The organism is Streptomyces sp. NBC_00390 (assembly GCF_036057275.1).
GTDB lineage: Bacteria > Actinomycetota > Actinomycetes > Streptomycetales > Streptomycetaceae > Streptomyces.
Map to the genome: position 1 here is coordinate 5106618 of NZ_CP107945.1, position 24093 is coordinate 5130710.

General features: G+C 72.8%; 19 protein-coding genes. 8 read left to right on the forward strand and 11 right to left on the reverse strand.

Annotated elements, in window-relative coordinates:
• Positions 1–46: 46 nt before the first annotated feature.
• Together OHS70_RS22530 and OHS70_RS22535 are read right to left on the reverse strand one after the other, a co-directional pair.
• A complete protein-coding gene (locus OHS70_RS22530) occupies positions 47–508 on the reverse strand; it encodes an SRPBCC family protein (RefSeq protein WP_328399829.1) in 462 nt (153 codons plus the stop codon).
• Entirely contained in the window at positions 505–1899 is a 1395-nt protein-coding gene (locus tag OHS70_RS22535) for a diaminopimelate decarboxylase (RefSeq protein ID WP_328399831.1), read from the reverse strand. The genes OHS70_RS22530 and OHS70_RS22535 overlap by 4 nt, the downstream gene beginning before the upstream one ends.
• A gap of 147 nt (positions 1900–2046) precedes the next feature.
• Here OHS70_RS22535 and hutU point away from each other — a divergent pair, with 147 nt between their 5' ends.
• The 3 genes from hutU (at position 2047) to OHS70_RS22550 (ending at position 6421) form a co-directional block, all read left to right on the forward strand.
• Positions 2047–3708: a urocanate hydratase gene (hutU, locus tag OHS70_RS22540; RefSeq protein ID WP_328399833.1), complete on the forward strand. Its 1662-nt coding sequence runs from the start codon at positions 2047–2049 to the stop codon at positions 3706–3708.
• A 167-nt stretch (positions 3709–3875) separates the two neighbouring features.
• On the forward strand, positions 3876–5066 hold the full coding sequence (locus OHS70_RS22545; RefSeq protein ID WP_328399835.1) for an allantoate amidohydrolase: 1191 nt from the start codon (positions 3876–3878) through the stop codon (positions 5064–5066).
• A complete protein-coding gene (locus OHS70_RS22550) occupies positions 5057–6421 on the forward strand; it encodes a formimidoylglutamate deiminase (protein ID WP_328399837.1) in 1365 nt (454 codons plus the stop codon). The genes OHS70_RS22545 and OHS70_RS22550 overlap by 10 nt, the downstream gene beginning before the upstream one ends.
• A 99-nt stretch (positions 6422–6520) precedes the next feature.
• Here the strand turns inward: OHS70_RS22550 and OHS70_RS22555 are convergent, their stop codons facing one another.
• Positions 6521–7846, reverse strand: a complete 1326-nt coding sequence (locus OHS70_RS22555; RefSeq protein ID WP_328399839.1) for a hypothetical protein — start codon at positions 7844–7846, stop codon at positions 6521–6523.
• 125 nt (positions 7847–7971) lie between these two features.
• Here OHS70_RS22555 and hutI point away from each other — a divergent pair, with 125 nt between their 5' ends.
• On the forward strand, positions 7972–9138 hold the full coding sequence (hutI, locus tag OHS70_RS22560; RefSeq protein ID WP_328399841.1) for an imidazolonepropionase: 1167 nt from the start codon (positions 7972–7974) through the stop codon (positions 9136–9138).
• Here the strand turns inward: hutI and OHS70_RS22565 are convergent.
• Entirely contained in the window at positions 9135–10022 is an 888-nt protein-coding gene (locus OHS70_RS22565; protein WP_328399843.1) for an NmrA family NAD(P)-binding protein, read from the reverse strand. The genes hutI and OHS70_RS22565 overlap by 4 nt on opposite strands.
• A 95-nt stretch (positions 10023–10117) precedes the next feature.
• Between OHS70_RS22565 and OHS70_RS22570 the strand changes: the two genes are divergently transcribed.
• Complete coding sequence (locus tag OHS70_RS22570) at positions 10118–10825, forward strand: aspartate/glutamate racemase family protein (protein WP_328399845.1); 708 nt, start codon at positions 10118–10120, stop codon at positions 10823–10825.
• Positions 10826–11125: 300 nt separating this feature from the next.
• On the opposite strand, the gene OHS70_RS22575 is transcribed toward OHS70_RS22570, so the two are convergent.
• On the reverse strand, positions 11126–12331 hold the full coding sequence (locus tag OHS70_RS22575; RefSeq protein ID WP_328405832.1) for a cytochrome P450 family protein: 1206 nt from the start codon (positions 12329–12331) through the stop codon (positions 11126–11128).
• A 207-nt stretch (positions 12332–12538) separates the two neighbouring features.
• Here OHS70_RS22575 and OHS70_RS22580 point away from each other — a divergent pair, with 207 nt between their 5' ends.
• Genes OHS70_RS22580 through OHS70_RS22590 form a run of 3 tightly spaced genes read left to right on the forward strand, consistent with a single transcriptional unit; the run spans position 12539 to position 15806 of the window.
• Complete coding sequence (locus tag OHS70_RS22580) at positions 12539–13633, forward strand: GNAT family N-acetyltransferase (RefSeq protein WP_328399847.1); 1095 nt, start codon at positions 12539–12541, stop codon at positions 13631–13633.
• Between the two features lie 15 nt (positions 13634–13648).
• On the forward strand, positions 13649–14995 hold the full coding sequence (locus OHS70_RS22585; protein WP_328399849.1) for a glycosyltransferase family 2 protein: 1347 nt from the start codon (positions 13649–13651) through the stop codon (positions 14993–14995).
• A gap of 1 nt (position 14996) precedes the next feature.
• The gene (locus tag OHS70_RS22590; RefSeq protein WP_328399851.1) at positions 14997–15806 is read left to right on the forward strand and encodes a polysaccharide deacetylase family protein; all 810 of its coding nucleotides are present in this window, start codon (positions 14997–14999) and stop codon (positions 15804–15806) included.
• Between the two features lie 46 nt (positions 15807–15852).
• Here the strand turns inward: OHS70_RS22590 and OHS70_RS22595 are convergent, their stop codons facing one another.
• The 6 genes from OHS70_RS22595 to OHS70_RS22620 form a co-directional block, all read right to left on the reverse strand.
• Positions 15853–16869: a glycoside hydrolase family 26 protein gene (locus OHS70_RS22595; RefSeq protein WP_328399853.1), complete on the reverse strand. Its 1017-nt coding sequence runs from the start codon at positions 16867–16869 to the stop codon at positions 15853–15855.
• Positions 16870–16946: 77 nt separating this feature from the next.
• The gene (locus OHS70_RS22600) at positions 16947–17399 is read right to left on the reverse strand and encodes a hypothetical protein (RefSeq protein ID WP_328399855.1); all 453 of its coding nucleotides are present in this window, start codon (positions 17397–17399) and stop codon (positions 16947–16949) included.
• A gap of 14 nt (positions 17400–17413) precedes the next feature.
• Positions 17414–19255 (reverse strand): glycosyltransferase, encoded by a 1842-nt coding sequence (locus tag OHS70_RS22605; RefSeq protein WP_328399857.1) that lies wholly within the window; start codon positions 19253–19255, stop codon positions 17414–17416.
• A gap of 14 nt (positions 19256–19269) precedes the next feature.
• Positions 19270–21333 (reverse strand): lipopolysaccharide biosynthesis protein, encoded by a 2064-nt coding sequence (locus OHS70_RS22610; RefSeq protein ID WP_328399859.1) that lies wholly within the window; start codon positions 21331–21333, stop codon positions 19270–19272.
• A 238-nt stretch (positions 21334–21571) separates the two neighbouring features.
• Positions 21572–22789, reverse strand: coding sequence for a DegT/DnrJ/EryC1/StrS family aminotransferase (locus OHS70_RS22615; protein WP_328405834.1), 1218 nt, complete (start codon positions 22787–22789; stop codon positions 21572–21574).
• 172 nt (positions 22790–22961) lie between these two features.
• Positions 22962–23891, reverse strand: coding sequence for an RNA polymerase sigma factor SigF (locus OHS70_RS22620; protein ID WP_328399861.1), 930 nt, complete (start codon positions 23889–23891; stop codon positions 22962–22964).
• Positions 23892–24093: the final 202 nt, after the last annotated feature.

Consider the following 24093-nt stretch of genomic DNA (forward strand, 5'->3'; position numbering starts at 1 on the left):
GGGGTCCGCCGGGACTCGGGTCAGGCCCGGATGCACCCGTACGCAGTCAGGCGCCGCGGCCCTCCACGGCGGTCGCGACATCGTCGAGGTCCTTGGCGATCGCCTTGCTCACGGCCTTGACGCCGAGCGGGCCGAGCACCTTGGACAGCAGGCCCATGAAGCCACTGGGCGGCACGGCCGAGAACGTCATTCGTACCGTCGTCGTCTCCGGTCCCGCGGTCAGCAGCTCGAACTCCGAGACATAGTGGGTGCCGTGGGAGTCGGCCTCCGCCACATAGCGCTCGAGCGGCTCGCACGCGGTCACGTACATCTCCTCGGTGGCTTCCTTGCCCAGCATCCGCCGGGTCTCGCGCCACCGGGTGCCGACGTCGAAGCCGCCCTCGGTGAGTACCTCGATCCGCTGCACGCCGCTGAGGACACGCTCCATGCCCTGAAGGTCGGTCAGGGCCTCCCACACGCGCCCCGGCGAGGCCCTGATCACGCGCTCGACGACAGTCCTGGGTGTCATGGCTTCATGGAACCACCGGGGTGCGGCAACCGCCCCTGCGGGAAATTACTGTCGCTGTTGCTGCCGGTCAGCCGCAGCGCGTCCGCACGCCCGCCGCCGGACTCCGCGACGATCTGGTCGACCGTCTGCGCGGCCCGCACGGTCGTGAAGCGGACCTTGCCGTCCGGCCGGACGGCGAAGCCGTGCACGCCGGGGCGCGGCAGGCTGTTGTAGCTGTAGTGGGCGGTGAAGTAGTACGCGCCGGTGTCCAGGGCCGCGATCACATCTCCCTGCTCCAGCACTGGCAGCGCCCGCCCCACGGCGAGCAGGTCACCCGCGAAGCAGGCGGGCCCGGCGATGTCCTGGGCGACGACGGGACCGGCCTTCGGCAGCCCCTGGGAGTCGTACGAGGCGATGCGCAGCGGCCAGGACGCGGGGTCGTAGACGCTACGGGTGGCGACCTGCACGCCGGCGTGGGTGACGGCGATCGGCCGGGCCCCCGCGGACTTGGCGTACTCCACCCGGGCGAGGACGGTGCCGTGCTTGGCGAGCAGCGAGCGGCCGAACTCGGTGACCAGGCCGTAGCGGCCGTCGAACAGCCCCGGCACCCGCTGGGCCAGCAGCTGTGCGTAGGCGGCGAAGGTCGGGGTCTGCTCGTCGGAGGCGAAGTTGACCGGGAGGCCGCCGCCGATGTCGACGGTGTCGATCTGCTGCCGGCCGGCCGCGGTGTTGATCTCCTCGGCCAGCTCGTACACCGTCCGGATGCCCTCGGCCATCAGGTCGAGCGGCATGCCCTGGGAGCCGGAATGGGCGTGCAGCCGGGTCAGCCAGGGCCGGCCGAGGAAGGCCCGTACGACCCAGGCCCGGGCTCCCTCGTCGCGCAGGGCGACGCCGAACTTGGACGTGGCGGTGGCCGTCGACAGGGCGTCGATGGAACCGCCGCCGATCTGCGGATTGACCCGCAGGCCGAGCGGCGACGACGGGGGCGCGCCGGAGACCAGGGTGTCGAGCCGGGCGAGCTCCTGGGGGTTGTCGGCGTTGACCGCGATGCCCAGCGCCAGGGCTTGGCGCAGCTCGGCGACCGTCTTGGCGGGGGAGTCCAGGACCGTGCGGTCCGGGGGCAGCCCGGCGGCCCTGGCCAGCGCGAGCTCGCCCGGGCTCGCCACCTCCGCGCCGATGCCCTCGGCGTGCAGCAGCGCGAGCACCGGGACCAGGGGTGTGGCCTTCACGGCGAAGGCGTGCAGCACGGGCGCACCGGTGACAGCGGCGAACGCCGTCCGCAGGGCCGACGCCGCCGCCCGGATGCCCGCCACGTCGAGCATGGCCACCACGGGCTCCGCCTCGCTCAGCAGTCCCTGTTCCACGGCCGCGCGCACGGCCTGATCCCTACGGTCCCCGAGGTCGACAGACATGTGTGCCAGCCAATCATCCGGCGGGGCCGGTCGCAGCTGTTGACTGAAACTATTCAGCAAGCGAAGATGTGAATAGATTTCCCAACAGTGAGTGTCGTATCGCTCTCGTGGTCGCACTCGTCGTCGCAGTCGCGAGGAGGCATTGCCATGTCAGGACCCCGCCCCGTTCGGGCACCGCGCGGTACGGAACTGAGCGCCCTCGGCTGGCAGCAGGAAGCCGCGCTGCGCATGCTCCAGAACAACCTCGACCCCGAGGTCGCCGAGCACCCGGACAAGCTCGTCGTCTACGGCGGCACGGGCAAGGCGGCGCGTGACTGGCGCTCCTTCGACGCGATGGTCCGCACGCTGCAGACCCTGAAGCAGGACGAGACGATGCTCGTCCAGTCCGGCCGGCCGGTCGGCGTCATGCAGACCCACGAGTGGGCCCCGCGTGTGCTGATCGCCAACTCCAACCTGGTCGGCGACTGGGCGAACTGGGAGGAGTTCCGGCGCCTGGAGGCCCTCGGCCTGACCATGTACGGCCAGATGACGGCCGGCTCGTGGATCTACATCGGCACGCAGGGCATCCTCCAGGGCACGTACGAGACGTTCGCCGCCGTCGCGGCCAAGAAGTTCAACGGCACGCTCGCCGGGACGATCACCCTGACCGCCGGCCTCGGCGGCATGGGCGGCGCCCAGCCCCTCGCCGTGACCATGAACGACGGCGTCGCGATCTGCATCGACTGTGACCCCCGCGCGATCGAGCGCCGTATCGAGCACCGCTACCTGGACGTGAAGGCCGGCTCCCTGGAGCACGCGCTCCAGCTCGCGGTCGAGGCCCGCGACGCCCGCAAGCCGCTCTCCATCGGCCTCCTCGGCAACGCCGCCGAGCTGCTGCCGCGGATGCTCGCCGAGGGCGCCCCGATCGACATCGTGACCGACCAGACGTCGGCCCACGACCCGCTCGCCTACCTGCCCCTCGGTGTCGACTTCGACGACATGCAGTCGTACGCGGCCGAGAAGCCGGCCGACTTCACGCAGCGCGCCCGCGAGTCGATGGCCAGGCACGTCGAGGCGATGGTCGGCTTCATGGACGCAGGCGCCGAGGTCTTCGACTACGGCAACTCGATCCGCGGTGAGGCCCAGCTGGCCGGATATGACCGGGCGTTCGCCTTCCCCGGCTTCGTACCCGCCTACATCCGGCCGCTGTTCTGCGAGGGCAAGGGCCCGTTCCGCTGGGCGGCGCTGTCGGGCGAGGCGTCGGACATCGCCAAGACCGACAAGGCGATCCTGGAGCTGTTCCCCGAGAACGAATCGCTGCACCGCTGGATCAAGATGGCCGGTGAGCGCGTCCACTTCCAGGGCCTCCCGGCGCGCATCTGCTGGCTGGGCTACGGCGAGCGGGACCGTGCGGGCGAGCGCTTCAACGACATGGTGGCGAGCGGCGAACTGGCGGCCCCGCTGGCGATCGGCCGCGACCACCTGGACTGCGGCTCGGTGGCCTCCCCGTACCGCGAGACCGAGGCCATGCTCGACGGCTCCGACGCCATCGCGGACTGGCCGCTGCTGAACGCGATGGTCAACGTCGCGTCGGGTGCCTCGTGGGTGTCGATCCACCACGGCGGCGGCGTCGGCATGGGCCGCTCGATCCACGCCGGCCAGGTGTCGGTGGCGGACGGTACGAAACTGGCCGGCGAGAAGATCCGCCGTGTGCTGACGAACGACCCCGGGATGGGCGTCATCCGGCACGTGGACGCCGGGTACGACATCGCGGAGTCGGTGTCCCAGGACCGCGGCGTCCGCATCCCCATGCGGGAGGGTGACGCGTAATGGCCGTGGGCAATGGTCCCGCAGGGCGAGGGGGGCACCGCCCGGGCAAAACCGGGGGAGCGGGTGGGCACCTCCCGGCGGAGCCGGATGTTTCGCTGCCGGGCGGGGACCGGGGGGACCCCCGTCGCCCTGCGGAACGCCTGCCCGCAGCGGGTTCGTTCCACGAGATGTGGCGTGAGCTCGCGCCCATCGGGCACCACGCCGACACCGGCGGCTACCGCCGCTTCGCCTGGACCGGCGCCGACGCCGACTGCAGGAACTGGTTCCAGGAGCAGGCGGAGGCCCGCGGTCTCACCTATGAGGTCGACCGCAACGGCAACCAGTGGGCCTGGCTCGGCGACCACAGCGCCGGTGATGCCGTCGTCACCGGGTCGCACCTCGACTCCGTCCCCGACGGTGGCGCATTCGACGGCCCCCTCGGCGTCGTGTCCTCCTTCGCCGCGCTGGACGAACTCCGCCGCAGGGGTGCGCAGTTCACCCGTCCCCTCGCCATCACCAACTTCGGTGACGAAGAGGGCGCCAGGTTCGGGCTCGCGTGCGTCGGCTCCCGGCTGGCCTCGGGTCAGTTGAGCAAGGAGCAGGCGTTCGAGCTGCGCGACGGCGACGGGATCCGCCTGCCGCAGGCCATGGAGGAGGCCGGGTACGACCCGGCCGCCATCGGCCCCGACCCCGAACGCCTCGCCCGTATCGGCGCGTTCGTCGAGCTCCACGTCGAGCAGGGCCGGGCGCTGGACCTCTCCGGGGACGCGGTCGGAATCGCGTCCGCCATCTGGCCGCACGGCCGCTGGCGGTTCGACTTCGCCGGAGAGGCCAACCACGCCGGCACCACCCGGCTCGTCGACCGGCGTGACCCGATGCTGACCTATGCGGAGACAGTCCTGGCAGCCCGCCGCGAGGCGGAACTCGCCGGTGCCGTCGCGACCTTCGGCAAGATCTCCGTCGAGCCGAACGGGGTCAACGCCATCCCCTCGCTGGTGCGCGGCTGGCTCGACTCCCGCGCGGCCGACCAGGCCACGCTGGACACCGTCGTGGCCGCCGTCCAGCGGGCCGCGAAGGAGCGCGCGGACCGTGACGGCGTGGATCTGCGGGTCGTACGGGAGTCCTTCACGCCCGTCGTCGAGTTCGAGCACGCTCTGCGCGACGAGATCAACAAGATTCTGGGCGGGGCCGTTCCCGTCCTCGGTACGGGCGCCGGACACGACGCGGGAATCCTGTCCGCCACCGTTCCGACCGCCATGCTGTTCGTACGGAACCCCACGGGTGTCTCGCACTCCCCGGCCGAGTCCGCGGCCGAGGACGACTGCGTCGCCGGGGTCATCGCGCTCGCCGACGTACTGGAGGGACTCGCGTGCAGCTGACGACGTACTGGGCGGAGCACGCCTGGCTGGACACCCGCCCCCAGCTACCGCTGGGAGGTGCCCCCGTCGAGCCGGGCGTGGCCCTCGATGTGCGCGACGGCAGGATCGCGGCGGTACGGATCGGGGTCGAGGCCCCGGAGCCGGGCGCGACGGTGCTGCGCGGGCTGACGCTGCCGGGGCTCGCGAACGCCCACTCGCACGCTTTCCACCGGGCGCTGCGCGGCACGGTGCAGGTCGGCGCGGGGACGTTCTGGACCTGGCGCGAGGTGATGTACCAGGTCGCGTCCCGGCTCACCCCGGAGTCGTACCACGCGCTGGCACGCGCGGTGTACGCGGAGATGGCGCTGGCCGGGATCACCTCGGTCGGCGAGTTCCACTATCTGCACCACGCGCCGGGCGGCACACCGTACGCGGAACCCAACGCGATGGGCGAGGCGCTGATCGCCGCCGCCGCGGACGCGGGCATCCGCATCACCCTGCTGGACACGGCCTATCTGTCGTCCGGCTTCGGAGAGAAGCCGGACAACCACCAGCTCCGCTTCTCCGACGGCACGGCGGACGCCTGGGCGGAGCGTGCGGCGCAGCTGAAGGACGGCGAGCACGTACGGATCGGCGCCGCCATCCACTCCGTACGGGCCGTCCCGGCCGCGCAGCTGTCGACGGTCGCCGAGTGGGCAGCGTCGAGGGGCGCGCCGCTGCATGTGCACCTGTCCGAACAGACGGCGGAGAACGACGCCTGCCTCGCCGCGCACGGCTGCACTCCCACCCGGCTCCTGGCCGACCACGGAGTGCTCGGCCCGCGCACGACCGGCGTCCACAACACGCACCTCACGCCCGAGGACATCGCACTGCTGGGCGGCACGACCACCGGCACCTGCATGTGCCCCACCACCGAGCGCGACCTCGCGGACGGCATCGGGCCCGCGCCCGCGCTCCAGGGCGCGGGGTCCCCGCTGTCGCTCGGCAGCGACAGCCACGCGGTGATCGACCTGTTCGAGGAGGCGCGCGCGATGGAGCTGAACGAGCGCCTGCGCTCGCGCACGCGCGGCCACTGGACGGCGGCGGCCCTGCTGCGTGCCGCCTCGGCGGACGGCCATGCGGCACTGGGATGGGACGAGGCGGGCCGCCTCGAGGCGGGTGCGCTCGCGGACTTCACCACGGTGGCGCTGGACTCGGTCCGCACCGCGGGGCCGGTGCCGAGACTGGGCGCGGAGACGGCGGTCTTCGCGGCGACGGCCGCGGACGTCCGCCACACCGTGATCGCGGGCCGCCACGTCGTCCGCGACGGCACCCACACCCTGATCCCGGACGTCCCGTCCGCATTGACGGAGGCAATCGCTGCACTGCGGTCCTGAGCGGGTGTGCGACGTGGCGTGTTCCGGCTGTGTGCGCCACGTCACCACGGGACCGTGACGGGTTCACCCGGGCGGTACGGGGTCGGTCTCCGACGGCCCTCAGCCCGCCTTCGGCTCCGCCGCCTGGACCGGCTTCCTGCCGTACGCCTCCGCGGCGCGCCGCACCCGGTAGCGACGTACCAGGTTCGGCAGCCACGGCGCCGCCCCGAGAACGACCAGCACCGACAGCAGCGGCAGCCGCCACCACCACGAGATGCTCGCCGGTGGCGGGGCCGGCGGGTCCGCCACCCAGGGGCGCGCGGTCTTCGACCACGCCACGAACGCGTCGCCGATCGGGAGCAGCCCGAAGGCGTACCGCTTGGTCCACGGGGTGTCGACCGGCGCGCCCAGCAACTCGCCGTAGTTCGTCAGGCCCTCGGCGAGGGCGGAGTCGCCGTGCACCTGGGCCGCGCCCGCGGTCACCACGGACGCCGACAGGCTGACGCCGAGCGGGAGCGGGCCGGAGTCGACGTCGGCCGGGCCGTCCATGCCGTCCGGGTACTCCCGTACGGCGGGGCCGAGGCCGAGGGGCGAGGTGACGTATCGGTCGCGGAAGCCCAGGTACTGCTCGCGGGCGAAGGCGGGGTCGATGTCGACGAGGAAACGGTGGATCACGCTCTGTGAGGTGGCCCGGGCAACCTCGGCCGGTGCGCCGCTGTCCGGGTCGACGCGGTGCGGGAGCAGTCCCGTACGCGGGTCGAGCCGGTCGCGTACGCCCCGGAGCCAGCGGTCGGCCGTCCCTGCGAACCGGGGTGGAAGCAGCTTGTCGTGCAGCCGCAGCGACGCCATCGCCACGGTGGAGTCGACCGGCCAGGCCTGACCGGGGTACGCGGCCAGGTACGGCGTCTTCGAGGCGTCGAACGCCGCACCGAGCGCCGCCGAGTCGCCGGCGAACCGGCGCAGCTCGGCCGGGTCGCGGTGCGCGGCCGGCTGCAGGCTCAGCACACCGCCGCGCAGCCAGTTGGACCAGCCGCGGTAGAAGACTCCGTACGAGGGGACGAGGTCCGCGCTGAACGGGGCGCGGCCCGACGGCGAGTCCAGCCGCTCCAGCGCCCACCGCGCCTCCCGGAGCGCTTCGGCCCGTTCACCGGCCGGTTCGCGCATGCCGAGTTCGACCCAGGTCAGGCCGTACAGCGCGTACAGGAAGAAGTACCCCTCCGGGAACTGGCGCTGCGCCTCGTCCGCGGCGCCGTCGTCCAGGGCCGCGCGCAGGAATGTCAACTGCCGGTGGACACCGGAGGGTTCGCCGTCCGTGCCGGCGGCGGTGGCGGGAGCGGTCAGGCGCGCCACACCCACCAGCGCACAGAGGCTCACGAAGGCTGCGATCAGCCGGCGTGACCATCGCAGGACCTGACGCGCACGCACTGCTGATCGCGGTCCTGGCATGCGCACGACCCTACCTCGGGGTGCGCCGGGGGCGGCCGGGCAGCCGTGGAACACCCCTGTGACAGCATGGGGCATCGAGGTCTGCTCCCTGGCCGTAGGGGGTCGGAACCCCACGGAGAGGAACCATGACCAGCACCATCATCACCAACATCGGCTCCCTCGTCACCAACGACCCCGCCGCCGGCGAAGGGTCCCTCGGACTGATCGAGGACGCCGCCCTCGTCATCGACGGCGACACCGTCGCCTGGACCGGCCGTGCGGCCGAGGCGCCGGACGCCGACGAGGTGTACGACGCAGGCGGCCGGGCCGTGATCCCCGGATTCGTCGACTCCCACTCGCACCTGGTCTTCGCCGGTGACCGCACCGCCGAGTTCAACGCTCGGATGTCCGGCCGGGCCTACTCCGCCGGCGGTATCCGGACCACCGTCGCCGCGACCCGCGCGGCCACCGACGACGAGCTCGAAGCCAACCTCACTCGCTACCTGGACGAGGCCCTCCGCCAGGGCACCACGACCTTCGAGACCAAGTCCGGGTACGGGCTGACCACTCACGACGAGGAGCGGGCCCTCCGTATCGCCGCGCGGCACACCGAGGAAGTCACCTACCTCGGCGCGCATGTCGTGTCCCCGGACCACGCCGACGACCCGGCCGCCTACGTCGCCCTCGTCACCGGCGAGATGCTCGATGCCTGCGCTCCGCACGCCCGCTGGGTCGACGTGTTCTGCGAGAAGGGGGCCTTCGACGGGGACCAGGCCCGCGCGGTCCTCACCGCCGGCATGGCCAAGGGCCTCGTTCCGCGTGTGCACGCCAACCAGCTCGGCCACGGCCCCGGCGTCCAGCTGGCCGTCGAACTGGATGCGGCGTCCGCCGACCACTGCACACACCTCACCGACGCGGACGTCGACGCCCTGGCGAACAGCGCCACCGTCGCGACGCTGCTGCCGGGGGCCGAGTTCTCCACGCGCGCCCAGTGGCCCGACGCCCGCCGCCTCCTCGACGCGGGCGTCACCGTCGCGCTGTCGACGGACTGCAACCCCGGCTCGTCGTTCACCTCGTCCGTGCCGTTCTGCATCGCGCTGGCGGTACGGGACATGGGCATGACCCCCGACGAGGCCGTCTGGTCGGCGACCGCCGGCGGTGCGGCGGCGCTGCGCCGCACCGACATCGGCCGCATCGCCGCCGGTGCCCGCGCCGACCTGGCCCTGCTCGACGCCCCGAGCCATGTCCACCTCGCCTACCGGCCCGGTGTGCCACTGGTGAGCGCGGTGTGGCAGGCAGGCCGCCGGGCCTAAGCGCCCTGGCCGTCCGGCAGCAGGTGCGCGTAGCTGCGCGGATGGGCCGTCAGATACGCGTGGAGGGACTGTGCGGGGTGGCCCGTCAGGCGTGGTACCGCGTCGGACACCGCGGCCATCTCGCCGGTGGCCATCGCCTCGTACGAGGTGACCCAGCCGGTCACCTCCCACTCCTCGGCGCCGTACCCGGCCCGTGAGGCGTACGCCTCCTCGCGGGACTCCGGGACGTAGCGCACCTCCCGTCCCGTGACCCGGCTCAGCTCGTCGGCGGCCTCGGCGAGCGAGAACGCCGAAGGCCCGGTGAGGTCGTACACCCGCCCGTGGTGCGCGCCGGTCCCGTCGAGGAGTACGGCCGCGGCGGCGTCCGCGATGTCGTCGTGGGCGACGGCCGCGACCCGGCCGCGGCCGGCCGGGCCGCGCAGCACCCCGTCCTTCCCGGTCATCGCGGGGAACGCGGCGAGGTAGAAGTTGTCCCGCAGGAACGTGTGGCGCGGCAGGCTCGCCCGGATGTACTCCTCGGTGTGCCAGTGGTCACGGGCGTATGTGAACGTCGCGGCGGGCGCGGCGCCGACGAAGGACGTGTACACGATCCGCCGCACACCGGCGGCGACCGCCGCGTCCACGGCCGTGCGGTGCTCGCGCACCCGGTCCGGCGCCTCGTGCGCCGAGACCAGGAACAGCGTGTCCGCCCCGTCCAGCGCACGCCGCATCGCCTCGCCGTCGCCGTACGAGCAGGGCGGCGCTGCCACCGCGCCGGGGAGCTCGGGCAGTCGGGCCGGGTCGCGGCCCAGCAGCCGGATCGCGGCGCCCGTGGCGGACAGCCGGCGCGCGACCCGGCCGCCGATGCTGCCGCTCGCTCCGGTGACGGCGATGACGGGGCTCATGGGCGGACTCCTTCGGACGGCGGAGGCTGTGGGGGCGGGCTCAAGTGTCATGGGCGGAACGGAGCCTGCCGCCGGCGACATGCGACAGTGGGCCGATGCGAACCATAGGGCTGATCGGCGGCATGAGCTGGGAGTCCAGTGCCGAGTACTACCGGCTGCTCAACGAGCTGGTACGGGAGCGGCTCGGCGGTCTCCACTCGGCGCGGTGCGTGCTGCATTCCGTCGACTTCGCGGAGATCGAGGAGCTGCAGCGCGCGGGGGAGTGGGAGCGGGCGGGCGAGATCCTGGCCCGGGCCGCGGCCGGGCTCCAGTCGGCGGGCGCGGATCTGCTGCTGATCTGCACCAACACCATGCACAAGGTGGCCGATCAGGTGGCGGCGGCCGTCACCGTGCCGCTGCTGCACCTCGGCGACGCCACGGCTGCCGCCGTCCGCGCGGCGGGGCTGACCACCGTCGGGCTGCTGGGCACCGCGTTCACGATGGAACAGGACTTCTACCGGGACCGGCTGGCCGCGCACGGGCTGACGGTGCTCACCCCGGACGAGGCGGGCCGCGGACTGGTGCACCGGGTGATCTACGAGGAACTGTGCCTCGGCGTCGTGCGGGAGGAGTCCCGCGCCGCCTACCAGGGCGTCATCGGTGAGCTGGTTGCGGCTGGGGCCCAGGGTGTCGTCCTGGGCTGCACGGAGATCGAGCTGCTGATCGCCCCGGAGGACAGCCCGGTCCCGGTGTTCCCGACGACGAGACTGCATGCGCAGGCAGCGGTGACGGCGGCGCTCGCGGGCGTCGAGGGCCGCGCCTGACCGCCTCGTACACGCCGGGACGGGCGTGATGTGTCCGGGGCGGCCGCGTGGACGGGACCCGATGCGAAGAGTGCTCCCGGCGCTGCGCGTGCCGGTACGGAGTCCGGCCGCCCCGACGCATCCTGCTCGCCGTCGGCTCGCTGCAGCGGGCTCGCCCCGCCGGAAGCACGCCAAGCACGCCCGCGATTCCCGTCGGCGCCCCTGCGCAGTGCGCCCGTGCCGGGCCGAATCGGCCGCACTGCTGCGATCCCGCAGTGCGCCCGCTCGCACGGCGCCCGGCGCGCCCCGCCGACGCGCCCGTCAGCTCGCGAGCCGTACCGGGAGCTCCCGCACGCTGTTGCCCACGAAACTCGCGTGCCGCGGCAGTTCGTCGTCCGACGTCGCCAGATCCAGGTCCGGGAAGCGGGCGAAAAGGCGCTCCAGCGCGATCGTCGCCTCCATCCGGGCCAGTGGCGCGCCCAAGCAGTAGTGCGGGCCGTGGCCCAGCGACAGGTGCCGCGCACCACCGCCCCGGGTGATGTCGAAACGGTCCGCGTCCGCGCCGTGCGCCGCCGGGTCCCGGCCCGCCGCCGAGTAACCCGCCAGAACCGGCGTGCCCTTGGGGATCACCGTCCCGTCCAGCGTCAGATCCCGGGTCGGATAGCGGAACGGGAAGAAGCTGACCGGGCTGTCCCAGCGCAGCGTCTCCTCGACCACGTCCGCCCATGCCGCCTTGCAGGACTGCACCAGGACCAGCTGGTCCCGGTGGGCGCACAGGGCGCGGACCGCGTTGGTGATCAGGTTCAGCGTCGTCTCGTGACCGGCGATGATCATCAGCATGAGGGTGCCGATCAGCTCGTGCGGCCCGAGCCGGTCGCCGCCCTCCTCCCGTGCGGCGATCAGCGCGCTCGTCAGATCGTCCCCGGGACTCCCCGCCCGGGACGCGGCTACCGCGCTCAGCACCTCCACCATCTCCCGGTTGGCCGCCATGGCCTGCGCGGGTCCGATGTCGGTGGCGACGATCTGGTTCGACAGGTGGTGCAACCGGTCCTCCAGCCCCGCCTCCACGCCCAGCAGTTCGCAGATCACACCCATCGGCAGCGGCAGCGCGAAGTGGGCGCGCAGATCGACGACGCCGCCACCCGCCGCCGCCGTCTCGCCCAGACGGTCCAGCAGCTGCGCCGTCACCGCCTCGATCCGCGGCCGCAGCCCGGCTACCCGGCGAGCCGTGAACGCCTTGCTCACCAGCGCCCGCAGCCGCCGGTGGTCCGCGTCGTCGGCCGTGGTCATGCCCTGCACGGTGGCGAACGTCTTCAGCGGCCAGCCGTCCGGGATCTCCCCGGCCTGCAGTGCGGCGAAGTGCCGGGCACCCTTGGCGACATCGGGGTGGGCGAGAAACTCCTTGAGCGCCTCATGACCCAGCACCGCCATCCCCTCGACTTCGCCGGGGAGCACGACGGGTGCGACAGCGCCCTGGGCGAGCAGCCGGGCGTTGGCGGCGTGGGGGCAGCCGCCGGCCGGATCCATCCGGTGCGGGGTGGCGGGTGATGTGGTCAACAAGGCTCTCCTGACTGCGACTTGGGACCTCAGATCATCGGTCCTTGCGCACCTGTGCCACAAGACATCACAGATAAGGTCAAGAAGGGTGATGCTCCCTGTCCTGTCGCATTTTCTACCGGTACCTTCCTCACCGGGGATACAAGTTGAAGGCTCAAGGGAGACCGGGGGGTCGAGTTGAGCGATGTCCGCATTCATGTGGTGACACCGTCCGAACTGGGTGCGCGGGAGACCGATGCCTGGCGTGAGCTGCGCGCCAAGAGCGGTGCACCGGCGAATCCGTTCATGGAACCGGAGTTCACGCTCGCCGTCGGGCGGGTGCGCGCCGCCGCCCGCGTCGCGGTGCTGTGGGAGGACGGGCAGCCGGCCGGCTTCTTCCCGTACGAGACGGGCCGTCTGGGGCATGCGCAGGCGATCGGCTTCGGGGTCTCGGACTGCCAGGGGGCCGTACTGCGCCCCGGCCTGCGGATCGCCCCGCGCGACCTGCTGCGCGCCTGCGGCCTGACCGCCTGGGAGTTCGACAACCTCGAGGCGGGCCAGGAGATCTTCGTGCCGGGCGCGGCCGAGGAGTTCGGCTCGCCGGTCGTCGATGTCGGGACCGGGTACGCCGCCTACCAGGACGTGCTGCGCAGCCAGTCGCCCAAGTTCCTGAAGACCACGCTCGCCAAGGAGCGCAGGCTCGGACGTCAGACGGGCGACCTGCGGTTCGTCCTCGACGAACGTGATCCGGCGGCCCTGCGCACGCTGATGGGCTGGAAGTCCGCCCAGTACCGCAGGACCGGCCGTCGCGACCGGTTCGCCCAGGACTGGATCAGCACCCTGGTGCGGCGGCTGCACGAGACCCGCGCGCCCGGCTGCAGCGGCGTGCTGTCCGTGCTGTACGCGGCGGGCAGGCCCGTCGCCGCGCATTTCGGCCTGCGCTCGCGCACCGTGCTGTCCTGCTGGTTCCCGGCCTACGACCCCGAGTTCGCCAAGTACTCGCCCGGTCTGATCCTGCATCTGCGGATGGCCGAGGGCGCGGCGGCGGCCGGCATCGGGATGCTGGACCTGGGGCGCGGGGCCGCCGAGTACAAGGACGCGCTGAAGACCGGCGAACTGCGGGTCCACGAGGGGGCGTCGACACGGCCAGGGGCGGGGGCGGCCGCGTACTGGCTGCGCCGCGAGCCGGTGCGCCGCGCCCACAGTTTCGTACGCAGCAGGCCACGACTGGCCGGATACGCGCAGCGCACGCTGAACCGGCTGGGCAGTCTGCGCCGCCGCGACACACCGTGACAGTGGGGGGACACGATGCCGAGCACACTGTATCGACCAGCCGCATCGCCGGGCCGAGAGCGGCCGGGCGGGATCCGGGTCGCCGAGCTGGACCTGTACGGCCCGGACGGCCCGGTCCTGTCCTTCCGGCCTGCTCCGGGAACTGCCGCGGACGGGACGCCTGTCCGTGGCGGCGACGAGGTCTACGTCCTGGTCCGGCTGCGCGGCCGACCCGTCGCCACCGTCGTCTGCCGGGTCCCGCCGGGCCGCGACCCCGCCGACGCCGTCGCCGCGACCGCCCGGGACAAGCTCGCCGGCCGTGCACCGTCCGCGCCGTCAGCCCACGGTGACCTGCCGAGGACCAGCGTCGTCGTCGCCACCCGCGAGGGCGCCGACCGTCTCGCCCGCACCCTCGACTCGCTGCTCGCCCAGGACCACCCGGACTTCGAGATCGTCGTCGTCGACAACGCGCCGGTGACCAGCGCCACCGAGGACCTGGTGCGGCTCAAGTACGGCGACCGCGTCCGCCTGGTGCGTGAGCCGGTGCCCGGCCTCGCCGTCGCCCACAACCGGGGCGTCGCCGTCGCCGGCGGCACGGTGATCGCGTTCACGGACGACGACGTCGTCGCCGACCCGCACTGGCTCACCGCACTGACCGCCCCCTTCGCCGACGACCCGCGGCTGGGCTGCACGACCGGGCTGATCCTGCCGGCCCGTCTCACCACACCCGCCCAGATCCTCCTGGAGAGCCACGGCGGCTTCGTCAAGGGCTTCGCCCCGCGCGTCTACGACCCCCGGCACCCGCCCGCCGACCAACCGCTGTTCCCTTTCACGGCGGGCAGCTTCGGCTCCGGTGCCAACATGGCCTTCTCCGCCGCCGCCCTGCGCTGCATCGGCGGCTTCGATCCGGCCACCGGCACCGGCACGCCCGCCAGGGGCGGCGACGACCTGTACGCGTTCGTCAGCGTGCTCGCCGCCGGACACCGGCTGCGCTACACGCCCGAGGCCCTGGTGTGGCACCACCACCGCGAGAGGTGGCAGGACCTGATGAACCAGGCGTACGGCTACGGCGCGGGCCTGACCGCGTATCTCACTGCCCTGCTCACGCGCCGCCCCGGCCTGCTCCCCGCGCTGCTGCGGAAACTGCCCCGCGGTCTCGCCCACGCCCGCGCCATCACCGCCCACCGCGACACGGGTGCGGGCTGCGCACCCGGGGAGCACGGGACGCAGAACCATCCCTGGCCGCGCCATCTGTCCCACCTGGAGCGCCGCGGGATGCTCGCCGGGCCGTTCGGCTATGTACGGGCCCGGCTGCGGCTGCGCGGCGTACCGCTGCCGGGGGTCGCAGACGTCGGGGTCACCGACGCCGAAGGGAGACACTGACATGCTGGACGACGAGTCCGGGGCCCGTATCCCCGTCCTGCTCTACCACGCCGTCATGGACGATCCGCCCGACTGGATCGCCGGGTTCACCGTCACACCACGGCAGTTCGGCAGCCACCTCGACGCCATCGAGGTGAGCGGCCGCACCCCGGTCACCGTCGGCACGCTCGTCGACTGCCTCGCGGGCAGCGGTCCGCTGCCGCCCCGGCCCGTCGTCCTCACCTTCGACGACGGCTTCGCCGATCTGCCGGGGCCCACCGCCGAGGCGCTCGCCGGGCGCGGGATGCCCGCCACCGCGTATCTGACCACCGGTGCCATCACCCCGGGCCGGGACAGCCTGCTGCCGCCGGCGCCCATGATGACGCTGTCCCGGACGCCGCTGCTGGAGCAGTACGGCATGGAGGTCGGCGCGCACACCGCCACCCATCCGCAGCTGGACACACTGCCGCCTGCGGCACTGCACCGCGAGCTGCGGGAGCCGAAGGCGGCCCTGGAGGACGTGCTCGGCCACGAGGTGCGGCATCTGGCCTATCCGCACGGCTACAACAGCCGGGCGGTGCGCCGGGCCGCCGGCGCCGCGGGCTATGCCTCGGCGGCGGCCGTGCGGCACGCGCTCAGTTCGCGGGAGGACGAGACGTACCGCATCGCCCGGCTCATCGTGCGCCGCGGCCATACGGCCGCCGACGTCGAGGCGTGGATGGAGGGGCGCGGGGCGCCGGTCGCGCCGTTCCCCGACTCGCTGCCGACGGTCGGCTGGCGGCTCTGCCGGCGCACCCGCGCCCTGGTCAGGGGGCCGGTCTTCGCGGGCTGAGGCGAAGCCGGGCGTCAGGGGGCCGGGCGTCACGGAGGCAGGGGTGTCAGGGCAGGGACTGGTGGAAATACGGGTCGGACACCGCCTTGCGCAGGCTCCGCCAGGACGAGTCGCGGGCCAGCGACAGATCGCAGCCGGGGCCCGGGTCGCGGTGGTTCCACTGCAGCGCGGCCCGCACACCGTCCAGCTCCTTGACCACGCGCGGCACCTGCGCGTACCACTCGGCCTGTGCATCGGGCCGTTGCGGATCGTCCGCGGTGCCGAACTCGGACAGCATCAGCGGCTTGTCCCCGGAGAGATTCGCCCGGATCCAGTCGTGCGACGCCCGCTGCGTCTGCTCGAAGGTGCGCCATGACGTCTTGTGGCAGCGGAAGTAGTTGTACTGGTTGTAGCCGATCCAGTCGACGTAGGAGTCCCCCGGGTACAGGCTCGGGAACAGGTCGCTGTGCCCGGTGTAGCCGGTGATGATCCAGGTCCAGACGACGTTCGTCACGCCCAGCGCGCGGAACCGGTCGTGGATGTGCCGGTACGCGGCGACGTACTCGGCCGGTGTGCCGTTCGCCGGGGTGCGGGTGTCCATCTCCAGGTCGAAGGAGAGGAAGACCTTCCGGCCGCTGGTGCGGCCGTACTCCTTGATCCGCTTCGCCTGTACGTCGATGACGTCGCGGTCGAGCTCACCCGCAGCGATCCGCCGCCAGCTCGGCTGCTGCGCCGCGGTGCCGTTCCACCACTTGCTCTCCCAGGACAGCAGCAGCATCCGGTCCCGCCCGACGCGCTGTTCCTGCTCGGTGAGCAGCTGTCCCTCAAGGCCGTCCGTCGACATGTCGTGGTACGTGTACACGATGTCGAGCCTGCGGCCGATCCGCTTCTCGTAGTCGAGGACCTTCTCCTCCAGTTCGGGTTTGTCGTGCCGTACGTAGGCCCCGAACCACGCGCCGCAGGGCGGCACCAGCAGCTCGGTGGGACGGCACAGCGCGCTCGTGCGCGAGGGCGGGCCGTCCGGGGCCGTGAAGGTGAGGGCGAGCACGCCGCCCAGCAGTGCCACCACCAGGGCGGTGGTCACGGCCCACGGCGGGCGCCCGCGAGACCTGCCATGCCGATGACTGCCGGGCGCCCCGGGTAAGGGGCGTCGGGGTGACGTCACGTGGCTGAGCCCTTCTGTGGTGGTGAGGAGGCCCGCGCGGCCGGGGCGCGGCCGCCGCCTGCGGCCGGCCTCGGGACGCAGGCGGCGACCGCGCTGAGCGCGGTGAGGACGACCAGGACCCGCAGACCGCTGAAGACGTCGGCGGCCAGCAGGGCGGTGGCGCATATGACCGCGGCGCTCACGCTGAGGAAGACGGCGAGGACGAGCAGTTCCAGACGGCCGGAGTCGCGTTCGAAGCCGGTGTCCCAGCTCTCCGCCGGGGCTGCCGGCCGCTGTCGGCGCAGCGCCGGGGCACAGACGTGGACCACGGCCGCACCGGGGCCGGCGAGCAGGAAGACGGCGACCAGGGCCCGCAGGGGCGAGCCGTCCGGGAGCAGCAAGGTGGCGGCGATCGCGCAGCAGCCCGCGAAGGGCGGCAGCAGCCGGGCGGCGAGGGATCTGCCGGTCATGGGGGATCCGCTGTTCATGGGGTGGCCTCCGTGCGCCTGAGTTCGTGGACGGTGCCCGCGCTGTTGCCGCCCACCCGCTCGAACAGCGGCGATGTGGCCACCGACTGCTCGATGGTGCGCAACTGCTCGGCGGTGAGCATGCCGTTCATCTCGGAGTTGGCGATCTGGCCCTGGGTGAGCAGGAAGTAGGCGCGGCCCGGCGGCTCCACGCCGGCCATGTCCCGGGCGAGGGTGCCCGCCGGGTCCTTGAGGATCCTCGCGACGTGCTCCTTGGTGTCGTCGAGGAACCAGTAGTGGCCGATGTCCCAGTAACGGCCGTAGGCGAGCGGGTAGTTGCGGTGGGCCGCGACCACGAGCGAACCGCGGGGAGCGTGCTCGACCACGTCCCGTACCAGCGCGACCTCGTGGGGCGGGAAATGGCTGAGCCGGTCCTTGCCCGCATAGCTGGGCACGAACGCCGCCGTGAGCGCGAGAAGCACCACCCCCGGCAGCACGGCGAAGCGCAGCCCGCGAGCGGGCCGCGGCGCCCCGGTGCCCTCCGGCGCCGCCCCGAGGGGCCGGACATCCGGCAGAAGTGCGGCGGCAGCGAAGAAGCAGGCCCCCGGCAGCATGAACATCAGCACCCGGAAGATCATTTCGCTGCCGTAGTCGTTGGCGGCCAGCATCAGCAGCGGGACGGCGGCGAGCAGCAGCAGCGGCCGGGCGCGGTGACGCAGCACGGGCCTGCGCCACACGCCGAGCGCGGCCAGCAGGAGGACGGCCGCCGACAGCAGCCGGGAGATCCAGGAGACGATCACCGGGCCCGTGCCGGTGGGTGTGGAGCCGTAGCCGGTCTCCAGATTGCCCCGCAGATCCCCGAAGGAGCGCACCATCTCGGGCACCGCCTCGCGCAGGAACGGCAGTGAGGCGGTCAGATTCCAGGCCAGGAAGACCACCAGGAGCACGGCGGGCAGCAGCCAGTCGCGACAGCGCCGCAGCACGCACAGACCTGCGAGCGCCACCACCAGCATCACCGGGGTGAGCTGGTGCGAGATCACGATCGCGGCGATCAGCGGGACCAGCAGCACGGTCCACAGGAGATGCCGGGACCGGCCGCCGTGCGCCGGACGCCCGCCGCGGCGCAGCACGATCGCGATCACGGCCAGATAGAGGGCGAGCGCGAGGGACTGGGGCGAGAAGTAGTCCTGGCCGACCCAGTTGGCCACACAGAACAGCCAGACGGCCGTCCACAGCAGCCGGCGGTCCTGGGTGAAGGTGCGGTAGAGCAGCAGGAGCGGGGCGAGCAGCAGGACGCTGGACAGCAGGGGCCACCAGGCCATGTACGTCAGGGAGTTCTCCACCCCCGTCAGCCGCACCAGGGCGGCCTGCGCGGCGAAGAATCCGGGCCACTGGTCGTACACGGCCATGTCGCCGAGCCCGCCGCCGGTCGTCTGCAGGCGCTCCGCGGTCAGCAGATGTCCGATGACCGCGTCGTGCTTCCACGCCCAGGCGTAGAGCGGCGTCCGGTAGACCAGTGCCTGGGTGCCGCGCTCCATCACCAGCAGGGCCAGTGTGTACGCGAGAGGCCACCGGTCGGCGCGCCGGGGATCGCGTACACAGATCCAGAACCCGGCGGCCAGCAGCGCGAGCCCCGCCCAGAACGCCACCGGCAGGGCTCCGGCCAGTCCGAAGTCGCCCAGCGCGGTGGTGTCGGTACGTGCCACGGCGTACGCCCACAGGCAGAGGGCGCCGGCCAGCGGCCCACCGAGGAGCAGTGGCCCGCTCCATGGGGCACGGTCGGGGCGCGGCAGATCGGCGAGATCCATGGCGGAGGACTCGGCCACGGGTCTGTCGGCCGGAGTGACTGGCTGACGCACGCTTTTCTCCCTGGTCAATCGGTGGGCCGGCGACGGCGCAGCAGGGCGAGGACCGACGCCGCGCAGAGGAGGAGCACAAGGAGCGGCAGAGCGACGGGGGCGACCTGCTGCTGCAGCGCCCAGCCGCACAGGGTGAGCAGCCACACCACGCTCCAGCGGGCCCGGACCCGAAGTCCGGCGATGTGCAGGATCACCGACAGGGCGGTCAGGCACAGGAACTGGTAGGCGACGGGCAGCCACCCCGGCTCGGGCGGGCGCCCGAGCAGCGGCGGTGCGCTGTGCAGCGCGGCGAACGTCACCACGACGGTGGCGGCGAGCAGTCCGCCCCGCGGACGCAGCAGGGCGAGGGCCGCACTCTGCACGACGAGCAGCAGCAGGCCGGCCCCGAGCGTGAGCGAGGGCAACGCCCTCACCAGCTCGTACCCGGACACCCGGTCGGCGGCGGCGAGATCCGCCGACTGCACCAGGGGCGCCCAGAACAGCCCGCAGACCACCCCGAGCAGCAGCCACATCGTGGTGACGGCGCGCTCCTCGGCGGCCGAACTCCCGTCCCCCGCCCCTGGAGCGTCCTCGCGGGGCCGGACCTCCGCCGCCACGGCGCGCCCCGGCGCAGCCACGCGGACGGGGATACCGGACGCCGGGGCCGCGGCGCCGTCGTGCGCGCCGCGCGGACGCGCGGTCTCGCGGGCCCGGTCCGTGCCGTGGTGCTCGGCGGCCCGGCGCGCCCAGGCCGTGCCGTACGCCACCGGCTGCGGCGCCGCACGGCCGGTGAGGGCGGTGCGAAGGCTGGGCGCGCACAGCAGGGCCGTGACGGTCATGGACAGCAGCACGGCCCAGCCGGCCCCGTCGATGCCGGTGGGGCCGAGCAGCAGTGCCGCACTGCCCAGGACCAGTGCGCACATCACGCCCTGGAGCGCGGCCAGCATTCCCGTACGCCCCTGTACGCGCAGAACGCCGATGCACAGCTCGACCACCACGCGCGGCAGGGCGGCGGCGGCCAGCAGGCGCAGGACGGTCGTGCCGTGCTCGGCGTACTCCTCGCCGAACGGCGCGAGGATCTGGGGGGCGAGGACGACCAGGAACAGCACGACCGGCACCAGCAGCAATGCCATCCGGCGCAGCGCACCGCGCACTCCGGCCGCCAGGGTCCCGGGGCTGTGCGAGGCGTGCGCGGTCAGCGAGGAGGCCATGTTGATGGCCATGAACTCCATCGTTCCGCCGACGGTGTACGCGATGTAGAAGAAGCCGTTGTGCGCGGCGTCGAAGCGGACGGCGACCATCACCGGCAGCAGATTGATCATCGCCAGCGAGAACAGCGCGCCCACCGAGTCGCCCGCCAGGAAGCGCCCGATGTCGCGCGACCTCGGCGGCTCGCGGTCGTGGTCGGCGGCAGCCTGGCGGGGGATGAGCCGGCGGAAGACGAGCCAGCCGAGGGGCAGGACGGACAGGGCGATCGCCGCGGCCCAGGACACGAAGATGCCGAGAACGGGCAGGACGCCCGCGAGCACGGCGAGCAGCAGCAGCTTGCCGAGCGAGAACACGGCGTTGCCGACGGGCACCCAGACGGCCCGGCGCAGCCCGGTCAGCACTCCGTCCTGAAGAGTCAGCAGCGCCCAGCCGACACAGGCCGCGGTGAAGACCAGCCCGGCGGTGATGCCGCGCAGCGGTACGAACGACGGTCCCCAGAGGTCGAGAGTGAACAGGAAGACCATGCAGGCCAGGCACACCACGACCGAGCTGCCCGCATAGGCCCGCCACACCAACGCCCCCGTCGCCCGCCCGGCCCGGGGCACATAGCGCACCACGGCGCCGATCATGGTGGTCGCGGTGAGGGAGGCGAGCAGGCGCATCGCGGCGATGGCGGCGGAGCCCTCACCGACGGCCTCCTGGGAGTAGTACCGGGCGGCGACGAGCCAGAATCCGAGCCCGAGCGCGGCGGAGACGCCGGTGGAGAGCATGAGCGCATAGGCGTTCCGGAACAGGGAGTCCCCGCTCCCGCCCGGCGTGGGGCCGACGGCCGCCTCCGCTCCCGTCGGCCCTGCCGGATCGACCACGCCGGCGCCGGCCGACGTGGGCACCCACGCCGGGCTGCTCGGCACGGCCTGGCCGGCCGCACAGGCCTGTGGGGTCCCATCGGCCGTGCCTGCCGAAGTTCCGGCCGTTCCGGGCGTGTTCGCCCCCGTCGGCCCGGCCCGTTGGGCCTGGGGGCGGGCGGCCGCCCGGACATGCGGGTCGCTCCCGCCCGGCGCGGCCGGACCGGCCCGGTCCCCCGCCGGCGCTCCCCGCGGCGGTGGGTCGTGGCGCAGCCTCGCGGTGTCAGACACCGCGTTCCTCCCGCGCCGGCAGCTTGGGCGGTGCGTACTTCACCATCCGCGGCACCCGCGCGGAGATGTGCGGTGCCAGTGGTGGCCGGGCCGGCCGCGTGCCGCTCTCCGTCAGGACCGAGATCACCTGCCGTGCCCGCAGCGGATCGACGGGCAGCGCATGCCGGGCGAACCATGCCGCGGTGTCCGGCCGCGGCGACGGATCGGTGAAGCGCTCCCCGGCGTACGCGTCGAGCGGCGGGTCGTACAGATAGCCGACCGTGATCCGGCGGCGGGCGAGCGCCGCGATGGCCGCGTCCCGGTCGGCGACCAGCAGCGGAACCCGGAACAGCGGCTGAGCGGGCCCCGGGCGGGGCAGTGCCCACCTCGTGTCCAGCAGCCGCTGGGTGCCCTCCAGACAGGCGGCGAGCCGCGTGTCGAGCCCGGTCAGCAGCCGCTCGGTGCGCCGCAGCCGCAGCGCGCCCGGTGTCAGGCGGTACTGGTTCAGGTCCACCCGTATCCAGGAGTGGAAGGGGTCGAGCGCGGGCGTCACCCTCAACGCCCGGGCCAGCTCGTCGGGGCGCAGTTCCATCCGGATGCCGGTGCGCTCCTCGCGGCCCAGCAGCCGCACCGCGGCGCGCGCCGCCCCGGTCAGCCGCAGGCCCCGCACCCCCGCCTCGGCGTACGGGCGCAGGGCGTAGCCCAGCTCCGAAGCCCGTCGCGACGGCTCCAGGAGCAGATCCCTCGCCCGCGCCAGCGGCTCCCGCAGCGCCGGGTCGGCGACGGTCAGGAAGCCGCCGGTCTTCGCGCCGGTGTGCTTGGAGAGGCTGAAGACCGACGCGTCACCGAAGCCGCCCACCGCCCGGCCGTCCACCACGCTGCCGATGGCGTGCGCCGCGTCCTCGATCAGGGGGATCCCCAACCGGTCGCAGCGCGCCCGCAGTTCGGACGCCGGATCGGGGTTCCCGTAGAGATTCGTCGTGATCACGGCCGACAGGCCGCGCCAGGTCGATTCCGGCACGGCCGCGGTGTCGATGGAGCCGTCGTCGGCGCGCAGCGGCGCCTGCACCGGCCGCAGTCCGGCCGCGAGCACCACGAAGAAGATCACGTCGTCGTTGACCGGCGACATCAGTACGCGTCCGCCGGGCGGGCACCAGTGGCGCAGCGCCACGTAGAGCCCGAGACGGCAGGACGGCATGTACAGGCATTCCCTGCCCAGGCGGCGGCGCATGAGCTCTTCGAGTGGTGCGTACGCCGCCGGGCAGCCCTCCCCAAGAGCCATTGGTTTCCCCCCATTTACCCCTGGCTCAATGTGGACCAAACCGGACTGCCCCGTCAATAACGCTGAAGGGCCCCTTCCTTGACGGAAGGGGCCCTTCAGCGGCCTGGACGGCGCGTGCTCGTCACTCCTCGACGGTCAGCGCCTTACGCAGCTTGACCAGGGTGCGCGTCAGCAGCCGGGACACGTGCATCTGCGAGATCCCGAGCTCCTCGCCGATCTCCGACTGGGTCATGTTGGCCACGAAACGGAGGGAGAGGATTTTACGGTCCCGTGGCGGAAGGCCGGCGATCAGCGGCTTCAGCGACTCGACGTACTCGATGCCTTCGAGCCCGTGGTCCTCGTAGCCGATACGGTCCGCGAGCGCACTCTCGGAGTCGTCCTCCTCGGGCTGGGCGTCCAGCGAGCTCGCCGTGTACGCGTTGCTGGCCGCCATGCCCTCGGCGACTTCGTGCCTGCTGATGCCGAGGCGCTCGGCGAGTTCGCCGGCCGTGGGCGCGCGGTCGAGCTGCTGGGAGAGCTCGTCGCCCGCCTTCGCCAGCTCGATGCGCAGCTCCTGCAGGCGGCGCGGCACCCGCACCGACCAACTGGTGTCCCGGAAGAAGCGCTTGATCTCGCCGATGATGGTCGGCATCGCGAAGGTCGGGAACTCGACGCCGCGGCTGAGCTCGAACCGGTCGATCGCCTTGATCAGACCGATCGTGCCGACCTGGACGATGTCGTCCATCGGCTCGCTGCGGGTGCGGAAGCGGGAGGCGGCGAACTTGACCAGCGCCAGATTGAGTTCGACCAGGGTGTTGCGGACGTATGCGTGCTCGTGCGTGCCCTCTTCGAGGGAGCCGAGGCGGGCGAAGAGCGTCTTGGACAGCTCGCGCGCATCCAGCGGGCGCAGCTCGCCCAGCGGGGGCATCCCGGAGATCTCCGGAACGAGGTCCGGTGCCGGAGCGGCTGCCGGAGCGGTGGCCGGGGCCTGTTCGCCCCTGGGGGTGGGCAGTGTCGACGGCGCGTTGAGGGTGCGCGAATCGTCGAGCCGGGGTGACATGGTCTCCTCCATCGTTCTCGGCATATGGCTGCCGATGCCATCCATGCTGCTGCGGTGAGCGGCGCCTCCAAAGCCGGCCGTGTCGGTTTGTGTCTCTTCTAGCCCTACCCGTTCGGTACCGGCCATCGCAAGTGGCGTATATGTGATATGTCCGTTTTGGGGGGGAGTTCAGCTACCGAGGCGCGTACGGAAGGCGTAGGGTTCGAGCGGCATC